This is a genomic window from Dolichospermum sp. UHCC 0260 (genome assembly GCF_009711985.1).
In the GTDB taxonomy this organism is placed as follows: Bacteria; Cyanobacteriota; Cyanobacteriia; order Cyanobacteriales; family Nostocaceae; genus Dolichospermum; species Dolichospermum lemmermannii.
This window is the reverse complement of record NZ_VIKZ01000019.1, coordinates 63,048-80,424: the sequence shown is the minus strand read 5'-3', so window position 1 is coordinate 80,424 and position 17,377 is coordinate 63,048. Positions and strand designations below refer to the sequence as shown.

Below are 17,377 nucleotides of genomic sequence, written 5' to 3'. Positions count from 1 at the left end.
GTATTTTTTTCACTATCCAGTGGTAAAACTGCTGAAAATAATCTTTTTACCACTAATTGCTGACCGCTGATAGCTGCTATATCATAACCGTAGACAAATAAATACACTCCATAGGAAGATGCAGTTGCTATAAAAGTAGATTTATATTACTCCTGGTGTGTCGAATAACTGCTTTTTATGAGGGTTTAGTATGAAGCTAAACCTTTTTTTATTGAGGTATTGCGGCAGGAATAGGATTGACATACTCACTGACCTAAAGGTGCGGTGATTTTTGACGCTTCACCGACTGACGCTAACCGTTGCTAGTCTTACTCTGTCTCTGCGCCCGTTTAGAGTCGTGGCAATGCCCTATCCCGACACTTCGGCTTGGCTCAGTGCAAGCTTTATTTATATTTTTTGCGGCGTTTTCGTTTCGGGGATTTTACCTGGGTAAAATGCAAAGATTGTAAAGTTTTATTGCAGGATTCAACACTTGTGCGATTTATGTTAATAATAATTTTTATATTCCGTATTTTTTTAGACAACAGTAATTTTAACCAAAGCTTTCTCATTAGTAGTGAATTTCCATAGATTCCCAATAATTTTTCTATGACTAAAAATAATTCTCTAGTCCTTACGATAGATAAGTTGACTGGATTTGCCTATAACGTTTCGAGTGATAATTTTTTATTCTTGTCCTCACAAGATTCTTTAAATGTGTTTGAAAATGCGTTTTTACAAGTAAGGCAATATCTGAGACACTTTGCGACTGAACCCGATTTCCTCTCCAAGATGCAGATGGCTTTTGGAGACAATTTTATACGTAATTCTGCGCTTGGTCTTTCTACTGCTTGGGCAAAAGGCGATTTTGCGAGTTTGCCTCAAATTGAAATTCGTTCATCTCAAGAAATTAATGGAGCTTTGGGAGCTTTTTCAAGAGATACTAATCGTATTTATCTTGCCCAAGAGTTTATCAGCAAAAATCAGTCACATCCAGAGATAATCGCTCAGGTTTTATTGGAAGAAATTGGTCACTGGGTAGATTCTAGAATTAACGTGGCGGATGCGCCTGGTGATGAAGGAGAAATTTTTTCTGATTTAGTGCGAGGGCAAATTTTAAATGATGAAAAACTACAATATTTAAGAGGAAAGAACGACGTAGCAACTGTTGTTATAGATGGTCAACTTATTCAGATTGAGCAAGCATCGACTGGTTGGGTTAGTGGTGGATTTGAGGGAAGTCAGAAAACCCTTAAGCTAGATTCAAAGAGTGGCCGTATAGTCCAGTATTCCTATCAAATGTACACGATTCCAGACAATCTTATCCTGCGTTATGAAGGGAAAGATATCCTTAATACAGGATATGTATCGGGTGGTAAAACTGGAACAGTGCAAATTCCCAAAGGCAATTCTGATGAATTGCAAGTAATCTTAGCAACTAATGATGAAGGAACAGCTTGGAACTATAGTGTTGAAACAATAAACAATGAGGTCAATATCAAAGATGCCTATGTTGCTGTTGAGGGAGGGAGTAGTAAAACAGCAACGATTAAATTTACCGTAACTCTTTCAAAAGCGAGTAATGTTGCAACGACAGTTCAATATATGACACTGATTGGCACGGCTGTTGATGTTGATGGAAAAAAAGCAGGGAAAGACGGGATAGACTACCAACCTGTAAAGGGGACTGTAACTTTTGCTCCAGGTGAAACGACTAAGGATATTGAGATCACTGTTTCAGGTGATGAGCCTGTCAATTATGCTAATGATAAGAATTTTGAGATTTTTGCCAGAGATACTGCTTACAGGGATTGGACAGGCAAAGAAGGACAGGATATCGATGAAAAACTCACCGATGAAAACGGAAATATTCTAATTTCTCCTTATGGAGATTTAGGCTATCGAGTTAATAAAGTATTTAATGATGGTTCTACAGATTTTCAGGCTGTTGGCTTGACTTCAGATGAAAAGTTTTTTGTGCTAATTTCTGATCCGACTAATGCAGAAATTTCCAAGGACGGTGATGCTGAAAAAAATCGTCTTCTAACAGAACTGGCAAAAGACTTCGGCGCTGATCAAAGTTCTCACGCTTACATAGAGGCAAAAAAACAGATTGATAAGCAGATCGATGAGCTGCAAACTCAGAAAGCATCATGGACTTTTGCCACTGGTACTATTTATGACAAAGGAAAACCCCCAGTTCTTGCAGTTCGAGGTACAGCTAGTAAACTAGATGCAATTGCTGATACTCAACCTTATGGTGTAGGATTTAACCAATTTCAAGCTTCTCAAAATTCAGACATTAACATTAATGGATGGCTTACGGATGTTAGCAAACCTAATGATACAAATATCTCTTTCAAACCAGATATCACAGGTCATAGTTTAGGTGGAGCTTTGACTCAATGGATAGCATCTGACTATTCTGCTCAAGGATCGTTAGGAGATATTGTTACTTTTAATTCACCAGGAATTGCTGTAACAGAAGCTAATAATTTTAAAGGGGCAGACAAAGTTACCCACTATATAACGTCAACAGATGTCGTAAGTATGGCGGGGTTTCGTTATATTGCTGGGCAATATAAGTTATCAAATGAAACCTTCTCGACTTTCAACCAAATTCCTGTCGTCGGTCCCCATACTCACCCTGTCATTATTGGCAGAACTTATCGAACAGGTGATGACAAACCATCATTGCCACCGCCACTTAATGATTCGGTTAATAGTCTAAATAGTCCTTTGTTTACATATTTACCTGATCCAGATTATTTTATCTTTCTTCTAGTCGTATCTAAAATTCCATACTTGGGTCCTGCTTTAGCTCAAGCTTTAAAGAATAGAGCAACCGCTGAACTCTCTAGATCAATAATTATAGGGGTTCCATTTAATACTGCTATTAATGCTAATGACTTCACTACAGTATATGCAACAGAAGCGGTTAAAGCAGCTTTTAATGCAGCTAAACAATGGGGAGAAGATGCTTGGAATGCTGTCGCCCAGTGGGGTGAAGATGCTTGGAGTGGTATTAGTGATTGGACATCTACTACGTGGAATGCCACAATAAATTTTGGCAAAGATGCTTGGAATGCCACAATAGATTGGGGCATTGATCAATGGGATGGCATTAATAAATGGACGGCTACTGCCTGGAACGCCACAAAGAATTGGGGCAGCGATCAGTGGAATGCCACAATACATTGGGGAAGTGACGCTTGGAATGCTACGGCTAATTGGACAAGTGATCAGTGGAATGCAACAACCCACTGGACAGCCAGTGCTTGGGATGCCACAACCCATTGGATAGGAAACCTTCTACCATTTGCTTCTAATTCGCTTACAGTAGAGGCAGTTCCACAAGTCCAAGCTACCCAAATTAGTAGTCCTTGGGAGCTATATCTCATTGGTCTCCCGAAGCTTGGCAAGCGACTACTCATTGGAGTGATGCTGCTTGGCAGGCTACCACTCAATGGACACTGGACGTTTGGCAGGCTACCACTCAATGGAGTGATGAAACATGGAAATCTACTACTCAATGGACAGATGATATATGGCAGGCTACAGGTCAATTGGATGGTGCAGTTGGCGATCAATTTGTTTTCGGGGCTATTAGCAATGATAATCTCAGTGGCGGTTCTGGCAATGACATCCTTGATGGATTAGATGGTAATGATACCCTAGATGCACGAGATGGCAATGATATCCTCCAAGGTGGTTCTGGTAATGATACCCTGACTGGGGGAACTGGTAACGATAACTTTGTATTCAACAGTCCAAGAGACGAAGTAGATACAATTACTGACTTTGAGAATGGCGGAATTGATCAGATCGTTATTTCTGCTAAAGGTTTTGGAGGCGGACTTACTCCTGATGCTTTTCTACAACAATCTCAGTTTGTTTTAGGCACAACGGCTGCTGATGGCGATGATCGATTTATCTACGATCCTGCTACAGGTAATTTATTCTTCGATCCAGATGGCACTGGTGATAGTCCCCAACAACTAATTGCAACATTAGCTGGCGCACCAAACTTGAGTGCATCTGATATCTTTATTTCTGGTAACTCAACAACTCCTAGCATTCAGATTACTGCTCCAGATACAAATATTAGTGGTAAGGAGGTAGCAATTGAATGGAATGCCTTTGATGCAGACTCACAAGCACAGATTAGTTTGTTTTATGATACGGACGATCAAGGTTTAGATGGTGTACTCATCGCTGATGGACTAGCTGAGACTGATGGACAGGGAAGTTTTATCTGGAATACTGAAAATGTGCCTCAAGAAGATTACTTTATCTACGCCAAGATTGTAGATGAAACACATTCTCCTGTTTTCAGTTATGCCAAAGGGCAAATCAAATTAAAACTAGCAGAAGAAGCAGATTTATCAGTCACCCAAACAGCTAGTGCTACCTCAGTCGGTTTAGGAGAAACCCTAACCTACACCATCAAAGTAACCAATAATGGCTTGGTAGCTTCTAAGGGAGTAACTCTGGTGGAAACACTGCCAGAGGAGGTTACTTTTACCTCTGCCAGTCTGACACCTTCTGAACAGACGGATAATGTCCTCACTTTTGACCTTGGTGATCTAGCTGCTGGTAATAGTGAGACTATTACGATTAATATTACTACCTCCGCATTGATAACAGGAACTATAACCTCTGATGCAGTTGTTTTAAGTCAAACATTAGATCCCGATATAACTCAAAATGTTTCTAGTGTATCGACCGAAGTCATAGCCCCTGCACTCCCTGATCTCACAATTACTCGAATAGATGCTTCTGGTGCTGTTGGCTTAAAAGCTCCCTATAGTTACAACCTAATCATTACCAACAATGGTTCTATTGCTGCTACAGGAGTAGTCCTCACGGACAATTTACCATCAGATGTAAACTACATTTCAACAAATACCACAGTTCCCCTTCGCGTTTCTGGTAGCATTGTCACTGGTAACTTGGGAACAGTCAATCCTGGCGAAAGTAAAACTGTTAATCTTAGTCTTGCTTCATTTGTAGCTGGAAATCTTATTGGTACAACAAAGGTAACTAGCAATGAGACAGATTCTAATCCACTCGATAACTTAATCGTTAGCCGAAAGACCGTTAGTTCAACAGCACCCAGTCCTGCTGACTTGACTTTAATGCAAACGGTGGATAACCTCAATCCAAATACGGGCAGTCAAGTTACTTTTACTCTCACCCTTACCAACAAAGGACCAAACATTGCCAGTGGTATCCAAGTAACTGACCTCTTACCCAACGGCTTAAGTTTCATCTCCGCTACTCCTGAACAAGGAACCTATGACTATAAAACAGGTGTGTGGGATGTGGGTAACATGAAAAATAACCTCTCCCGCACTCTGAAATTAGTTGCCAAAGTTAATCAAGGTGGTGTGATTGTTAATAAAACAGAACTAACGGCAGCCAATGAACCTGACCCAAATTCAACGCCTGGTAACAATAATCCCAATGAAGATGACCAAGCAGTCGTCACAATTGTAGGAAACCGAACACCTACAGATATTTTGCTTACCAAAAAACCAGCTTCTGGAAACCTCCCAATTGGAACAATATTAGGAACCTTTAGCAGTACAGACCCCGATACTGGAAACACCTTCACTTACAGCTTAGTCAATGGACTGGGCAACACCAGTAACAGCCTATTTACAATTGTAGGGAATCAACTCAAAACCAATATCCCCTTGGATACTGCACAAGGCTTTGACTTTAGCATTCGAGTCAGAACCACTGATCAAGGAAATTTATTTTTTGATAAGATTATTGAAATTAAGAAAATTAGTGGGGGAGGATGGGGTGATGTACACTTACGAACTTTTGATGGATTGTGGTACGACCAGCAATCATTTGGAGACTTTATCCTCGTCAAATCTACTGTTGATGATTGGCAAATTCAAACACGCCAAAACCCTTGGATATATAACTCTAATGTTTCTGTAAACACCGCCTTTGCCACCACGGTTGACGGTCACAGAGTGCTATTCGATAAATTTCTTGATGATGGCAAGAAACTCAAAATAGACGGAAATCAAGTCACATTAACAAGCGGTGAAAGCCTAACCATTGGCAACTCAAAAATATCCCGTCAAGGCAATAGTTACACTCTTATTTATGCTGGGCAAGATGGGATTCTCTCTACTGGTGATGATGACCAACTAATTGCCTCGGACAATGAAAGCTATGTTGATATTAATGTACTTCCCTCTAATGGCCGAGCTGGCTTGCTTCAAGGGTTTTTGGGGAATGCAGATGGTATCATTTCCAATGAATTTACTCTGCGTAGTGGGACTCTATTAAGCTCCAATCCAACTTGGGAACAAATACATGGAGTATGGGCTGAAAGCTGGCGAGTTCCTGAGAGTGAATCTCTGTTTACAACGCCTTCACCCTTCCAGGGAACTCCTCCTAAAATTACACTAAGCGACTTAGATGCAAAAGATGTACAAGATGCTATAGATGCTGGTATCAAACTGGGTTTACCGGATGCCGCCTTATATGCTGCGGCCTTAGACTTTGCCCTAACCAAAGATATAACATTTCTGAACAATGCGGCTAACCTATTCTCGCCGAAGTTCAGTATCAGTAGTTCTTCTATAGCAGAGGGAGATAAAGATAGCTCAAGCGTACGCTTATTTGTGAAATTATCTACTTCCAGTAAAAGGACTGTGACCGTAGATTATGCCACCCAGGATGGTACTGGTCTGAACAAAGCAATTGCGGGTTCAGATTATACTGCGACCAGTGGCACATTAACTTTTCTTCCAGGTACCACTGCTCTGACTGTAGATATCCCCATTTTGGGTGATACAAATATAGAATCTGATGAAAGTTTCTTGGTCAACTTGACTAATCCTTACGGAGCAATTCTCGCCACCAGTCAAAGCACTATCAACATCTTGAATGATGATTTAACTCTAGTTCCCACATTCGCAGGTACTAGTAGTAATGATGTTTTTACAGGCGGTGATGGCAATGACATTATCAATGGGGAAGGCGGCGACGATAGCCTAAATGGTGGTGCGGGCGATGACACCCTTAACGGTGGTCCGGGCAAGGATGTCCTGACTGGTGGTTCGGGCAAGGATGTTTTTGTCTACAACAACTTCACCGACTCACTGTTTGCTAATCCAGATCGCATTCGCAGTTTTAATCCCAGTGAAGGCGATCGCATAGACTTAGCGAATGTTCCCACCGCCACCTTCAACGCGGGCAATATCTCCGCCCTCAATTTAACGGCTGCTGTTATTGCTGCCTATGCTGATGCCGATCCAACGCTTGTTGGAGCGCAGGCATTAGCCGTTAATCAGGCAGTGTTCTTTAGCTTTGGGGCAACTCCCTCAACAAGACGAACCTATCTTGCTGTCAACGATAGCAGTCCTGACTATAACTCAGGGAACGATCTTTTCATTGAAGTAACAGGAATAGTTGGAACCTTACCCTCTGGGTCTTTGGCATCTCAGAGCTATTTTATCTAAACTCATCGTAAATGAAGACTCTTAAACTCTTTTTGTAATGAATATGCACAATAAAATCGACTTCGCCAACTATCGTCCGATTCTTACCCTGGGTCTAGCCACTTCTGCGTCTCTGGGGATTATGTCCATGTTTCCTAGTCAAGCAACAGCTATTAACTTGACAGGAGCTTTTGCACCGAATAACTGGACGTTGACCAACACTGAGGCTGACGGATCAGTGGATACTGATGTCTCATCGGGTACAATTATTCTTACTGGGGGTAATAACGGAAGCAACTTACCAGGTACTACAGATTGGACGATTTCCATTAATTCAGCCAGAGCGGGTAACATTAGCTTTAACTGGGGCTATTCTACCTTGGACACTCCTGGATTTGACTCAGCAGGGTATCTTCTGAATGGAAATTATACACCATTGGCTATCAAAGATGGAGACTTCAGTACTTCACCCGTTTCTGTCAATGTCAATATTAATGATATCTTTGGTTTTCGAGCAGCGACTTCCAGTAATAGCGATGGACCGCCTGTACTTAGCGTATTTGTTGATCGTCCCCCTGTCGCTGTCCCGTGGGAAACAGATGCCCTGCCTATTGTAGGTAGCACTCTTCTGTTTGGTATTGGGATTTGGAAAAAATATAAATCCTTGAATTCTACTTGGTAATTTTTCTACTTGTTTGCAAATAGCCAGTGCATCATTCCAAACCACGCGAACACAACCAAACAATTGAGCTAAAAGCTTTTGCTGTTGGTCTGTCGGGTAGAAACGGAATTGATATCTGGCTTTCATCGTTAATGCTATAATTGGACTGTAAGTAGAACGGCTTGAATAATTCAAAGTTTGTAGTGAGGAATTTATTCCTCATTTGAGGGCTGAAGCCCTTACTACGAAATCATCTCCAGATTTTTTACATTACTTAATCTACTTTGATTTATTTTCGTCTACTTACTTAAATTAATTATATATTGGTCTTGTATCCCGTCTTTTCGGTCAGAAGAAAGAACGACGGAGAACGTAAAAAGTGCTTGATTTTTTAATTGATACACATACCATAGATAGATGATTTTCAGTATTAATTCCGGTAAATTAACCAACTATGGTAAACACTTGGTATATATGGGCTTGGTAAATCGCCAAGCCTTTTTTATAAGGAAGAACGCCGAAAACCCTTGAAAATGTGGCTTCCTGAGTCAGCCACATTTGGGCTTTAGACAAGGGATGAAGGCTAGAGGCTTTCCTTTATCCTGCATTGACGTTAATTTGAAAATTTGAAATAATTTCAAATTTTCATCCATATTCGTGATAGAATTAAATTGTCACTAAAGACATAAAAAGCTACCGAGGGACTCTCGGAAAGTTACGCTTGTCAGATATGATTTCGCCCGCCAGGGCAAACGAAATCAGGGCAAGAACCCAAATATTTAAGGAACCCTGCCTGAAACTGGGATAACTGAGGGATATAGACTGAAACTCTCTATAGAATCTCCGCGTCTTTAGACCGGAGAGTGTCAAGAAATTTAATGGTTTAGCCCTAATTCATCATTAATTCCATTAAACCATCAGCCATGTCAAAATTAGCTGTCACATTTTGAACATCATCTAATCCTTCTAGTGTATCAATTAATTTAAGAAGAGATTTAGCCTGATCTACATCTGTAACTTCTACCTGATTACCAGGAAGCCAACGTAATTCTATATCTGTGACTTTAAAACCTTTTGTTTGTAATGTTTGACTGAGTTTCTCTAAATTCCCTATGGCTGTAAATACCTCAACTGTTTCCTCGGCAATGATTTCATAAGACTGGGCATTTCCTTCTAAGGAAGCTTCTAAAAGCTGTTCTTCATCAATTACACCCTCAACTACACAAACTCCTTTTTGGGAAAACATCCAACTTACACAACCTGTTTCTCCCAAGTTTCCGCCATTTTTACTAAAAGAGACGCGCAAATCCGCCGCAGTCCGATTCCGGTTATCTGTGAGGGCTTCAATTAAAATCGCAACACCCCCTGGACCATAACCTTCATAGCGAATTTCTTCGAGGATGTTGTTATCACTGAAAGTACCTGCACCTTTAGCTACTGCCCTATCAATATTATCATTAGGAATGCCCGCAGCTTTGGCTTTATCAATGGCTGTGCGGAGTTGAAAATTACCTGCTGGATCTGGTATACCGTTTCTTGCCGCAACAATTATTGCCCGTGATAGTTGGGTAAATATACTTCCCCTTCTGGCATCTACTACGGCTTTCTGACGTTTAATATTTGCCCATTTACTATGTCCTGCCATAATTAAAAAAAATATTTATTCTCTATTCAAACATAAAATATCTAGGAATTATACATTATCTTTGAAAAATTCTCAGTAGTGTATGGTAAACATTGCCCACCCTACCTATAGTTTTTACCTAGATGTGCTGAAATTGGCTTAACAACCAAGCACAAACTTGACTATGATCCATTTGTCGAGTTTTTCTTAATGCTTCATTTAGTAGAGAAATTTGTAACCCTGGTAATACTTGAGATTCACCAATTCTTTTACTGCCACCATTTTCAATCATAAAAGGGATAACCTGGACATTCTGCACATCGAGTACCCAATATTCGGCTACACCTAAATCTTCATACATTAGGCGTTTTTCCCCTTGATCATCAGCTAGGGAACTACTCGCAACTTCAATTACTAAATCTGGTATGGGATAAATATCTAAATTAACAATGGAAGTTCCATAGGGAATAGCATTTGCTTTTTCAGCAATGTAATAAGAAACATCTGGTTGGACTTCTTGAAATCCTATTTTTCTGTATGTACAATTATCTTTGCTATTAAACTTAATTCCCTTCATAGTCGCAAATAGATTAACAGCAAAAATAATAATACTATGGTCGCTGGCATGATCATTTCCAATTGGTGGCATTTCTATCCTCATTTTTCCATTGTGATAATAGCCTTTGGCTTTTTGATGGGCATAATTTTCAGTAACTTGAATATATTCATCCCAAGTTGCTGTTATCCAAGTGTTAGTTAGTAATTGCGTTGACACTTCAGTGATTATCATCTTTTGGTACTCCTGAATATTTCACTGTTCTTGCTATTTATAACCTAGAGGCAGACAAAGCTGCACCAATTAATCCAACCTGTTGATTAAGAATTATATGCACGGGTATTTCTTCCAGTAAAGAACCCATTCTCCCTTTTTGGGTAAAATTCGTGAGGAAACTACCATTTTGCATTAAAGGGAGGATTTTGGGAGCGATACCACCAGCAATGTATAATCCGCCATAGGGGAGGAGTTTGAGGGCTAGATTGCCGGCTTCGGCACCGTAGGCTTCTACAAATAATTGCATGGTTTGTTCGGAAAGTCGATCGCTTTTTTCCAGCGCCGCACTCCCAATAAATGCCCCAGGATCAATGGTTTTTTCGGCTTTTCCGGCTTCTTGTTCCCAAGTTCTGACTGCTTGGGCAATTTCTGGTGATTCGGTGGCTATTTTCCTATCTCGTAAAAATTGGTAAATGGAGGTAATTCCTAACCCGGAAACCACTCTTTCTACAGAAACTCGTTGAATATTATGTTTATCTACCAGATATTTCAACAGTTGAAATTCTAACTCATTCCGGGGGGCAAAATCTGCGTGTCCACCCTCGGAAGGAAAGACTTGATATTGATGATCCTGTTTAATCAAAAATCCCTGGCCTAATCCAGTTCCTGCACCGATTACAGCCATTGGTGCTGCTGGTTGATATTTACCAACTTGTAAAGTTAGTAAATCCTGTTTTGTTAACCCAAAAATGCCATAACCAACAGCCGCAAAGTCATTAATTAGGGAAATTGACAAAATACCCAATTCTTGAGTTAACCGATTTGTATCGAGAAACCAGGCTAAATTGGTCAACTTAGCGGTGTTTTCCACTACTGGTCCGGCGATCGCAAAACAAGCCTTTTCTGGTGTGCTAGAATTAGCTGTACTCAAAAACTTTTGCACTATAGGAACTAAATCAGGAAAATCTCCACTGCGGAAACTTTCCTCATACAGAGTTTTTAACTCTAGTGTTTCCGAAAGTTCCACCAAACGCAAAATAGTTTTTGTTCCGCCTATGTCTCCGGCCAGTAGCAATGTCATAAAATTTATCAGTTAGTAAGTTACTTTTGCCCAGTTGTAGCGATATGCACTTGAATGAGATACAGAATCTACAGTAAAAGCCATAAGTTAAAAGTCTCTTAACTCCTGACTCGGTGACTCGGTGACTCCTGCTATAGCGTCAGTGGCGATTTAGAGAAAATCCCCATTAAATATTTACACAAATCGCACCAATTCTTCAATTTTTGTCAAATGGGATGTATCTCCCTTTAGTTCTAGCAACCATTCTGAATCTTGACGGACAACTTTTACCAAAGAACATAGAGAAGCTTTGACTTCATTTTTGGCTATGTCACCCACAAATCCCATTGCTGCACCCAAGACAGACGCGCCATGTGCCACCAATAGGATATCATGGGGGAAGAATTCAGTAGACAGACATCTGGCAGTTTGCGCCGAACGTTCCCGCACTTTTTCATGAGTTTCGGGGTATTTTGCGGCTATACGTGATGTGTAGCTAGTATCAATTCTGGGAAATAATTTGACTAAAGCTGAAGTTGAGAGTTTTTCGGGTTCTTCAGTCATCCATGCGGGATTAAGCCATTCACTCAAACCTATTTCTAGTTTAATCTGTAAATCCAAAACTTCAGCGATCGCATTTGCCGTTTGGATAGTTCGCAAAAATGGAGAAGCAAAAATATGGGTGATTCTTTCCCCTTTGAGTCGTTTTGCTAACTGCTGCGCCTGAATCATACCATCATCGGACAAAGGTGGATCATACCGTCTTTCGGCGGTCAGAAACCAATCGGGATATACGAAATCAAGGCGGTTAGCGTGTCTTGCTATCCAAACTATTTGACTCATGGAGAAATACAAGTGTTAATTTTTGTTATGCGATTATAATACGATAGTTTGCAAACCTTTGACTAATCTTTCTATACCTGCTTTAGCTGTATCTGCTTGTAACGCACCATAAGCAACCCGCAAATAACAGCCATCTTCCATCCCAAAGGTTGTTCCCGGAATTACCGCTATTTTATATTCTTGAATCAGTTTTTTCACTAATTCCAAATCATTCATTTTTGTATGCACTTTTATAAAAAAGTAAAATGCACCATTAGCGGGTGTAATTGTACATAAATTTTCCAGAGATTGCAATGCGTTAATTACTATTTCTCGAACTTTAGCAATTGTCCCAATATGATCTTTTAAATAATCATCTTTTGCTTGTAAAGCCCCCAAAGCTGCATATTGAGAAACCACAGGTGGACAAATTAAAATAGTATCTTGAACTTTTTTCACAGCAATTAATAAATGTTGAGGAATTACCATATAACCAATTCGCCAACTAGCAAAACCATAAGCTTTCGACAAACTAAAAAGAGAAATTGTATATTGATTACTGCCCGTAAATGCCCCCGGAGAAATATGTTTTACATGATCATAAGTAAAATATTCATAAGCTTCATCACTAATATGATAAATTCCCCTTTCTCGACAAATTTCATTAACTTGTTTTAATGCTGTTTCTGAATAAATAACACCCGTCGGATTATTTGGAGAAATCGTCACTACTGCACGGGTTTTATCTGTAATTGCAGCGGCTATGGCTTCAGGAATTAATTGATAATTTGCATCTGTCGCCACTAATACCGGATGACAACCTGCCATTTTAATCGCCATTTCATGATTAAAATAGTAGGGAGTATTTAAAATAATTTCATCACCAGGAGAAGTAATTGCTAAAATAGCATTTATAAACCCCATATTGCTACCTGCTGTCACCACAATAGCATTTTCTTCATTGATATCAATATCATTAAATATTGATAACTTTGCCGTTAAAGCTGTTAATAATTCAGGAATCCCGACAACAGCTTGATAAAGATGATTTTTAGGTTCAGCAAGGAACTTTGGTAATAATTCCATTGCTGTATCTGGTGGTTGATAGTGAACCACACCTTGTCCTAGAGAAATTGTTCCTGGAGAGTTTTTTATTAATTCTCCCACCACCGGAATAATTGGCAATTGAATCGTTTCCATTCGTGATATTTTATAATTCATAACTCGGAAAAATGTATGTTTAGTATGTACAGTAATAAAGAATTAACCGCAGATAGAAGATGATGGACGCAGATAAACGCAGATAATTTTGTACATGGATAGACTAGGAAATGATGTACAAATTTGAAAAACTTACTTTAAGGGAGGTTGAAGTCATGCTAGGAATTTCACTAGAAAGAAGTCGCGCTTACAGAGAAATAAAACAAGAAGGAATAGAACAAGCTACTTTAAATCTAGTTATTCGACTATTAACAAAACGGTTTGGGGAATTATCGGCAGAGATACGCGGTTCTATTTCGGCTTTACCTTTACCTGTCATGGAAAATTTGAGTGAGGCATTGTTAGATTTTACCAGTTTAAATGATTTACAGATTTGGTTAGCAGCAGTTAAACACTAAAGTATTTCTGATGCCAAATTGCTGGTTTATGGTAAGGGTTTAGCAATGCTCATTGGTGTCAACTTAAGCTACAGATGCCTTATTTGTTTGGCAGACAGACCCACCCTGAAATGAATTATGGCTTACGCCACGCTACGCTATCAGGGCTAATAGCTAAAGTTTACTAAAGTAAACTAAACAAGTTCAAAAACTTTCTAGTTCTTTTAGTCATCTTCAGATGACTTCTGCTATGAGACTGGGAATTCATTCCTAGTCGGGTTATGGGTTTTACGTTAAGTTGACACCATTAAGCAATGCTAAACCCCTACGTAAATCTTAATCACTTCGCTGTAAATCTATTGATAATTTTTAGGAATACCAACTTGTGATAAACCAGCAATTACTTTCAAGTTTTGACAACGAATTAATTCACTAAAATTTAAACCAGAACGCCCTTCTATTGTTCCTACTGCTTCAATAGCTGTTAACAAATGTTGGGCGGCTTCAGTTTCTGAATAACCTCGTCTTTGGGCGATTCTAATAGCGACTGTATCAGCAGTTAATTCTGACTCCTGGGATTTATTGGTGCGCCAAATCCGGATAGCCGCTACAGCACTTAATCCCCCGGCTATTACCACACCTACCACATCCCCCTGGACTGCCTCCAGTATTCCGCCTACAAGCCCTGCTAACACCACACCTTGATAAATATTAGGTTGTAACCATTTCACCCCTATTAACCAGCTTACCTTCTGTAATAGGAGTAAATCTCGTTGGGGTTTTGTCAACCGTCTCCATAAGTCGAAATTAATATATATTGGTCTTGCTTGACTCAATGGCAGGGGAAAAGCCGCATCTATTACCTGTTTTTGTTCTGGTTTACTGACGATTTTAGTCATCATTCGCCCAGAAGCGGGCATGACATCCAACAACCGACGAATTTCAATATTTGGTTCCATAATATCCATTGTTAGTCATAATTATGTATATTCAATAGACATCTCCGGTAATTAAATGTGCGTGGTTTGAAACCCTTGTAGAGACGTTCTATAGAACGTCTCTACATTCATTTTCGGAGAGGTCTAATGACTACTAAGATTACACTCTATTCCAGTTTATATTTATATGGACGCTTTTGATCCCAATCCGCCAGAATGGACTAATCAAGCCGTACACGCCTATCAATTCCATTGTCCCAAATGCCATGCTGGTAGTCGAGAAGCCGTTAATGTGTGGTTAAATAGAAGGTCTCCTGTCAGTACCCCAGAACGTCGTCGGAAGTGGCAAGAATTTTACCATTGTCATTGCGGTTATGTCTGGTGGGCTTGGAGTAATGATAGACCACCGACGGATTTATCTAAGCAAAATCAAAATAATTAACTGCTTTGAGGCAGAGCCTCTATATGGCATTCCCAGTCGGAGACTGGGAACGAGAGATTGTATTTATTCTAAATCTGGTTCAACACCAAGCGCACGAAGTTGGGCAATTAATCTTTCGGTTTTTTGCCTTTCTTGTTCTAACTTTTGTCTTTCTTGTTCAGCTTTTTGTTTTTCTTGTTCAGCTTTTTTTCTTTCCTCCTCTGTGCTGGTTAATATCCAATTACCGTCTTTGTCATACCAACGTAACCAAGGCATTTCGACGGTTTTATAACTTCCTTGCCACACTCCTAAACCTAATTCTATTTCGGGAATCCAAAACCGAAAATCTGATAATTCTACTTCAGCATAACGAGCGCCAGTTAACTGAAACATTCTAAATTCAGATTTATAACGATCAAAGATGGCGTAATAGGGTACTCTTAAAATTTGTTCGTAAACTTCCCATTTACCAGGAGGTTTTTCGACATCTCTTAATATTGTCCCTAAGTCTTCTTTTTCTGTTCCTGGTGAGAGTAATTCAACAACAATATAAGGATTAACTGCTTCTTGCCAAACTACATAACTTAACCGTAAATCTCTTTTCTCATAAAGAGAGGGAACACCTAACACTGCAAACCAATCTGGACGTTTATACCATGAAGGATGACGCAAATCATAGTAAAGATTCAGATCACTTCCTGTAAATATTTGGTCCCTAGGATAGTCAGGTGGACGGAATGTTTCTGCTAATAATTGTGGTTGGAATAAATGAAATTGATCTGGCAAACCAGGTTCCTCCGGGTCTTCGCTAGGAAGATCATACATTGTCGGTAATGTTTCTTTAGGGGAAAGTGGCGGATCTGTTTGATACATTCTTAACAATCCTAAAGATAGAATTTCTATTTCTATTATGTAGTAATATGATTCGGTTTAGAAAATGGTAGCGACTGTTTTGAATATTCGGTTTTGTGGGTGAGAAAGTCTTGTTTATTGAAAATTTACAAGAATCAAATCTTCCTAATCATGAATTGACCCATCTGGCATTATAGCTCCTTTGAGTATGGCTCCTTCGAGGTCGGCTTCTGTGAGCAAAACTTTTGTTATCAAGTCCGGTTCAAAGCGGTAGGCTCCTTCGAGGTTGGCTCCTGTGAGGTTGGCTCCTATGAGGTCGGCTCTTGTGAGGTCGGCTCCGTAGAGGACGGCTCTTGTGAGGACGGCTCTTGTGAGGACGGCTCCTGTGAGGACGGCTCGGAAGAGGTAGGCTTCTGTGAGGTTTGCTCCTGCGAAGTTGAATCCTTTGAGTTTGAATCCTACGAGATTGAATCCACTAATATTAACTTTAGTTAAATCAAGACGTTTATTTTCTAAATCTGGGTGTTTACGTTCTGCAATCACAGTTAAACACGCTCGAATAGAAATTCTAAGTTTTAGTAATTTTTCTTGATCTTCTGGAGATTGTGACTCATTTTCTTTTATAATAGGTGCATTCTGACGGACAAAAGCTGTCAGAACTTCTATAATTGTCCATTGGTCTGGTTCAGAATCTCTCGCAATTCGTTCTAAAGTATAAATTCCACCTAATATAACTTCCGGTTTATCACTCCCAAGCTGTTCAATAGCCTTAGAAAATCTTTCTGTAATTTGTTTTTGATTTGCAGTCTCTGCATTTTTATTTGCAGCCTCTGCATTTTTATTTGCAGCCTCTGCATTTTTATTTGCCGCGTCTACATTTCTATTTGTAGCCTTTGCAGTCTCTTCCATAGCCTCTGCACGTCTATCTGCAAAGTAAACATTAACAATTACTGCCCCTCCACTAATGAATAAACCTAATACTTTAAGACTTTCAACAATATATTCATATTTGTTTTTCAATAATTCTGTTCTGTCAGTAGTTAAAATCATTGAGATAAAATAAATTGTAACAGCAACAGCTATCGAAAACAAAAATATAGTTACAGCGATCGCCCAATTTTTAATACAATCGTTTTCATCATCTGTGAACATAATACAATTTTTACTCCCTGTGTAAAATG

The 17,377-nt window shown here is 39.6% G+C and carries 12 protein-coding genes and 2 pseudogenes; 5 read left to right on the top strand and 9 right to left on the bottom strand.

Translation table 11 applies throughout. The features are described 5' to 3' along the window. The first annotated feature begins 588 nt into the window (after positions 1 to 588). The 3 genes from FJR08_RS24240 to FJR08_RS09840 are packed head-to-tail and all read left to right on the top strand — an operon-like array spanning position 589 to position 8,130. Positions 589 to 3,639: a Calx-beta domain-containing protein gene (locus FJR08_RS24240; protein ID WP_168633036.1), complete on the top strand. Its 3,051-nt coding sequence runs from the start codon at positions 589 to 591 to the stop codon at positions 3,637 to 3,639. Beyond that, positions 3,546 to 7,469, top strand: coding sequence for a bluetail domain-containing putative surface protein (locus FJR08_RS23600; protein ID WP_371415551.1), 3,924 nt, complete (start codon positions 3,546 to 3,548; stop codon positions 7,467 to 7,469). The genes FJR08_RS24240 and FJR08_RS23600 overlap by 94 nt, the downstream gene beginning before the upstream one ends. A gap of 43 nt (positions 7,470 to 7,512) precedes the next feature. Beyond that, positions 7,513 to 8,130 carry a PEP-CTERM sorting domain-containing protein gene (locus FJR08_RS09840; protein ID WP_174783048.1) on the top strand — a complete coding sequence of 206 codons (618 nt, stop codon included), beginning with the start codon at positions 7,513 to 7,515 and terminating at the stop codon, positions 8,128 to 8,130. Between the two features lie 21 nt (positions 8,131 to 8,151). Here the strand turns inward: FJR08_RS09840 and FJR08_RS23995 are convergent. The 6 genes and pseudogenes from FJR08_RS23995 to FJR08_RS09810 all read right to left on the bottom strand — a co-directional run. Then, a pseudogene (locus FJR08_RS23995) lies at positions 8,152 to 8,256 on the bottom strand (helix-turn-helix domain-containing protein); the annotation flags it as partial. A 742-nt stretch (positions 8,257 to 8,998) separates the two neighbouring features. After that, positions 8,999 to 9,754 carry a YebC/PmpR family DNA-binding transcriptional regulator gene (locus FJR08_RS09830; protein WP_168633035.1) on the bottom strand — a complete coding sequence of 252 codons (756 nt, stop codon included), beginning with the start codon at positions 9,752 to 9,754 and terminating at the stop codon, positions 8,999 to 9,001. A gap of 118 nt (positions 9,755 to 9,872) precedes the next feature. After that, complete coding sequence (locus FJR08_RS09825) at positions 9,873 to 10,523, bottom strand: Uma2 family endonuclease (protein ID WP_168633034.1); 651 nt, start codon at positions 10,521 to 10,523, stop codon at positions 9,873 to 9,875. 37 nt (positions 10,524 to 10,560) lie between these two features. Next, the gene (locus tag FJR08_RS09820) at positions 10,561 to 11,586 is read right to left on the bottom strand and encodes a glucokinase (protein ID WP_015078988.1); all 1,026 of its coding nucleotides are present in this window, start codon (positions 11,584 to 11,586) and stop codon (positions 10,561 to 10,563) included. Positions 11,587 to 11,760: 174 nt separating this feature from the next. Next, the gene (locus tag FJR08_RS09815) at positions 11,761 to 12,408 is read right to left on the bottom strand and encodes a histidine phosphatase family protein (RefSeq protein WP_015078989.1); all 648 of its coding nucleotides are present in this window, start codon (positions 12,406 to 12,408) and stop codon (positions 11,761 to 11,763) included. 33 nt (positions 12,409 to 12,441) lie between these two features. Next, positions 12,442 to 13,608: a pyridoxal phosphate-dependent aminotransferase gene (locus tag FJR08_RS09810; RefSeq protein WP_168633033.1), complete on the bottom strand. Its 1,167-nt coding sequence runs from the start codon at positions 13,606 to 13,608 to the stop codon at positions 12,442 to 12,444. Positions 13,609 to 13,718: 110 nt separating this feature from the next. Here FJR08_RS09810 and FJR08_RS09805 point away from each other — a divergent pair. Beyond that, positions 13,719 to 14,006, top strand: a pseudogene (locus tag FJR08_RS09805) (DUF4351 domain-containing protein); the annotation flags it as partial. A gap of 335 nt (positions 14,007 to 14,341) precedes the next feature. On the opposite strand, the gene FJR08_RS09800 reads toward FJR08_RS09805, so the two are convergent. Further along, positions 14,342 to 14,944, bottom strand: a complete 603-nt coding sequence (locus FJR08_RS09800) for a DUF3318 domain-containing protein (RefSeq protein ID WP_168633031.1) — start codon at positions 14,942 to 14,944, stop codon at positions 14,342 to 14,344. A 166-nt stretch (positions 14,945 to 15,110) separates the two neighbouring features. Here FJR08_RS09800 and FJR08_RS09795 point away from each other — a divergent pair, with 166 nt between their 5' ends. Next, positions 15,111 to 15,365, top strand: a complete 255-nt coding sequence (locus FJR08_RS09795; protein ID WP_168633030.1) for a hypothetical protein — start codon at positions 15,111 to 15,113, stop codon at positions 15,363 to 15,365. A gap of 63 nt (positions 15,366 to 15,428) precedes the next feature. Here the strand turns inward: FJR08_RS09795 and FJR08_RS09790 are convergent, their stop codons facing one another. Both FJR08_RS09790 and FJR08_RS09785 read right to left on the bottom strand, forming a co-directional pair. After that, the gene (locus FJR08_RS09790; RefSeq protein ID WP_168633029.1) at positions 15,429 to 16,217 is read right to left on the bottom strand and encodes a Uma2 family endonuclease; all 789 of its coding nucleotides are present in this window, start codon (positions 16,215 to 16,217) and stop codon (positions 15,429 to 15,431) included. A 144-nt stretch (positions 16,218 to 16,361) separates the two neighbouring features. Then, positions 16,362 to 17,348 (bottom strand): pentapeptide repeat-containing protein, encoded by a 987-nt coding sequence (locus FJR08_RS09785; protein WP_168633028.1) that lies wholly within the window; start codon positions 17,346 to 17,348, stop codon positions 16,362 to 16,364. Positions 17,349 to 17,377: the final 29 nt, after the last annotated feature.

What these genes read in the sequence shown, in the direction of transcription:
- FJR08_RS24240 (WP_168633036.1), top strand. Translation starts at nt 589, where the DNA reads ATGACTAAAAATAATTCTCTAGTCCTTACGATAGATAAGTTGACTGGA.
- FJR08_RS09840 (WP_174783048.1), top strand. Translation starts at nt 7,513, where the DNA reads ATGCACAATAAAATCGACTTCGCCAACTATCGTCCGATTCTTACCCTG.
- FJR08_RS09830 (WP_168633035.1), bottom strand. Translation starts at nt 9,754, where the DNA reads ATGGCAGGACATAGTAAATGGGCAAATATTAAACGTCAGAAAGCCGTA.
- FJR08_RS09825 (WP_168633034.1), bottom strand. Translation starts at nt 10,523, where the DNA reads ATGATAATCACTGAAGTGTCAACGCAATTACTAACTAACACTTGGATA.
- FJR08_RS09820 (WP_015078988.1), bottom strand. Translation starts at nt 11,586, where the DNA reads ATGACATTGCTACTGGCCGGAGACATAGGCGGAACAAAAACTATTTTG.
- FJR08_RS09815 (WP_015078989.1), bottom strand. Translation starts at nt 12,408, where the DNA reads ATGAGTCAAATAGTTTGGATAGCAAGACACGCTAACCGCCTTGATTTC.
- FJR08_RS09810 (WP_168633033.1), bottom strand. Translation starts at nt 13,608, where the DNA reads ATGAATTATAAAATATCACGAATGGAAACGATTCAATTGCCAATTATT.
- FJR08_RS09800 (WP_168633031.1), bottom strand. Translation starts at nt 14,944, where the DNA reads ATGGAACCAAATATTGAAATTCGTCGGTTGTTGGATGTCATGCCCGCT.
- FJR08_RS09795 (WP_168633030.1), top strand. Translation starts at nt 15,111, where the DNA reads ATGGACGCTTTTGATCCCAATCCGCCAGAATGGACTAATCAAGCCGTA.
- FJR08_RS09790 (WP_168633029.1), bottom strand. Translation starts at nt 16,217, where the DNA reads ATGTATCAAACAGATCCGCCACTTTCCCCTAAAGAAACATTACCGACA.
- FJR08_RS09785 (WP_168633028.1), bottom strand. Translation starts at nt 17,348, where the DNA reads ATGTTCACAGATGATGAAAACGATTGTATTAAAAATTGGGCGATCGCT.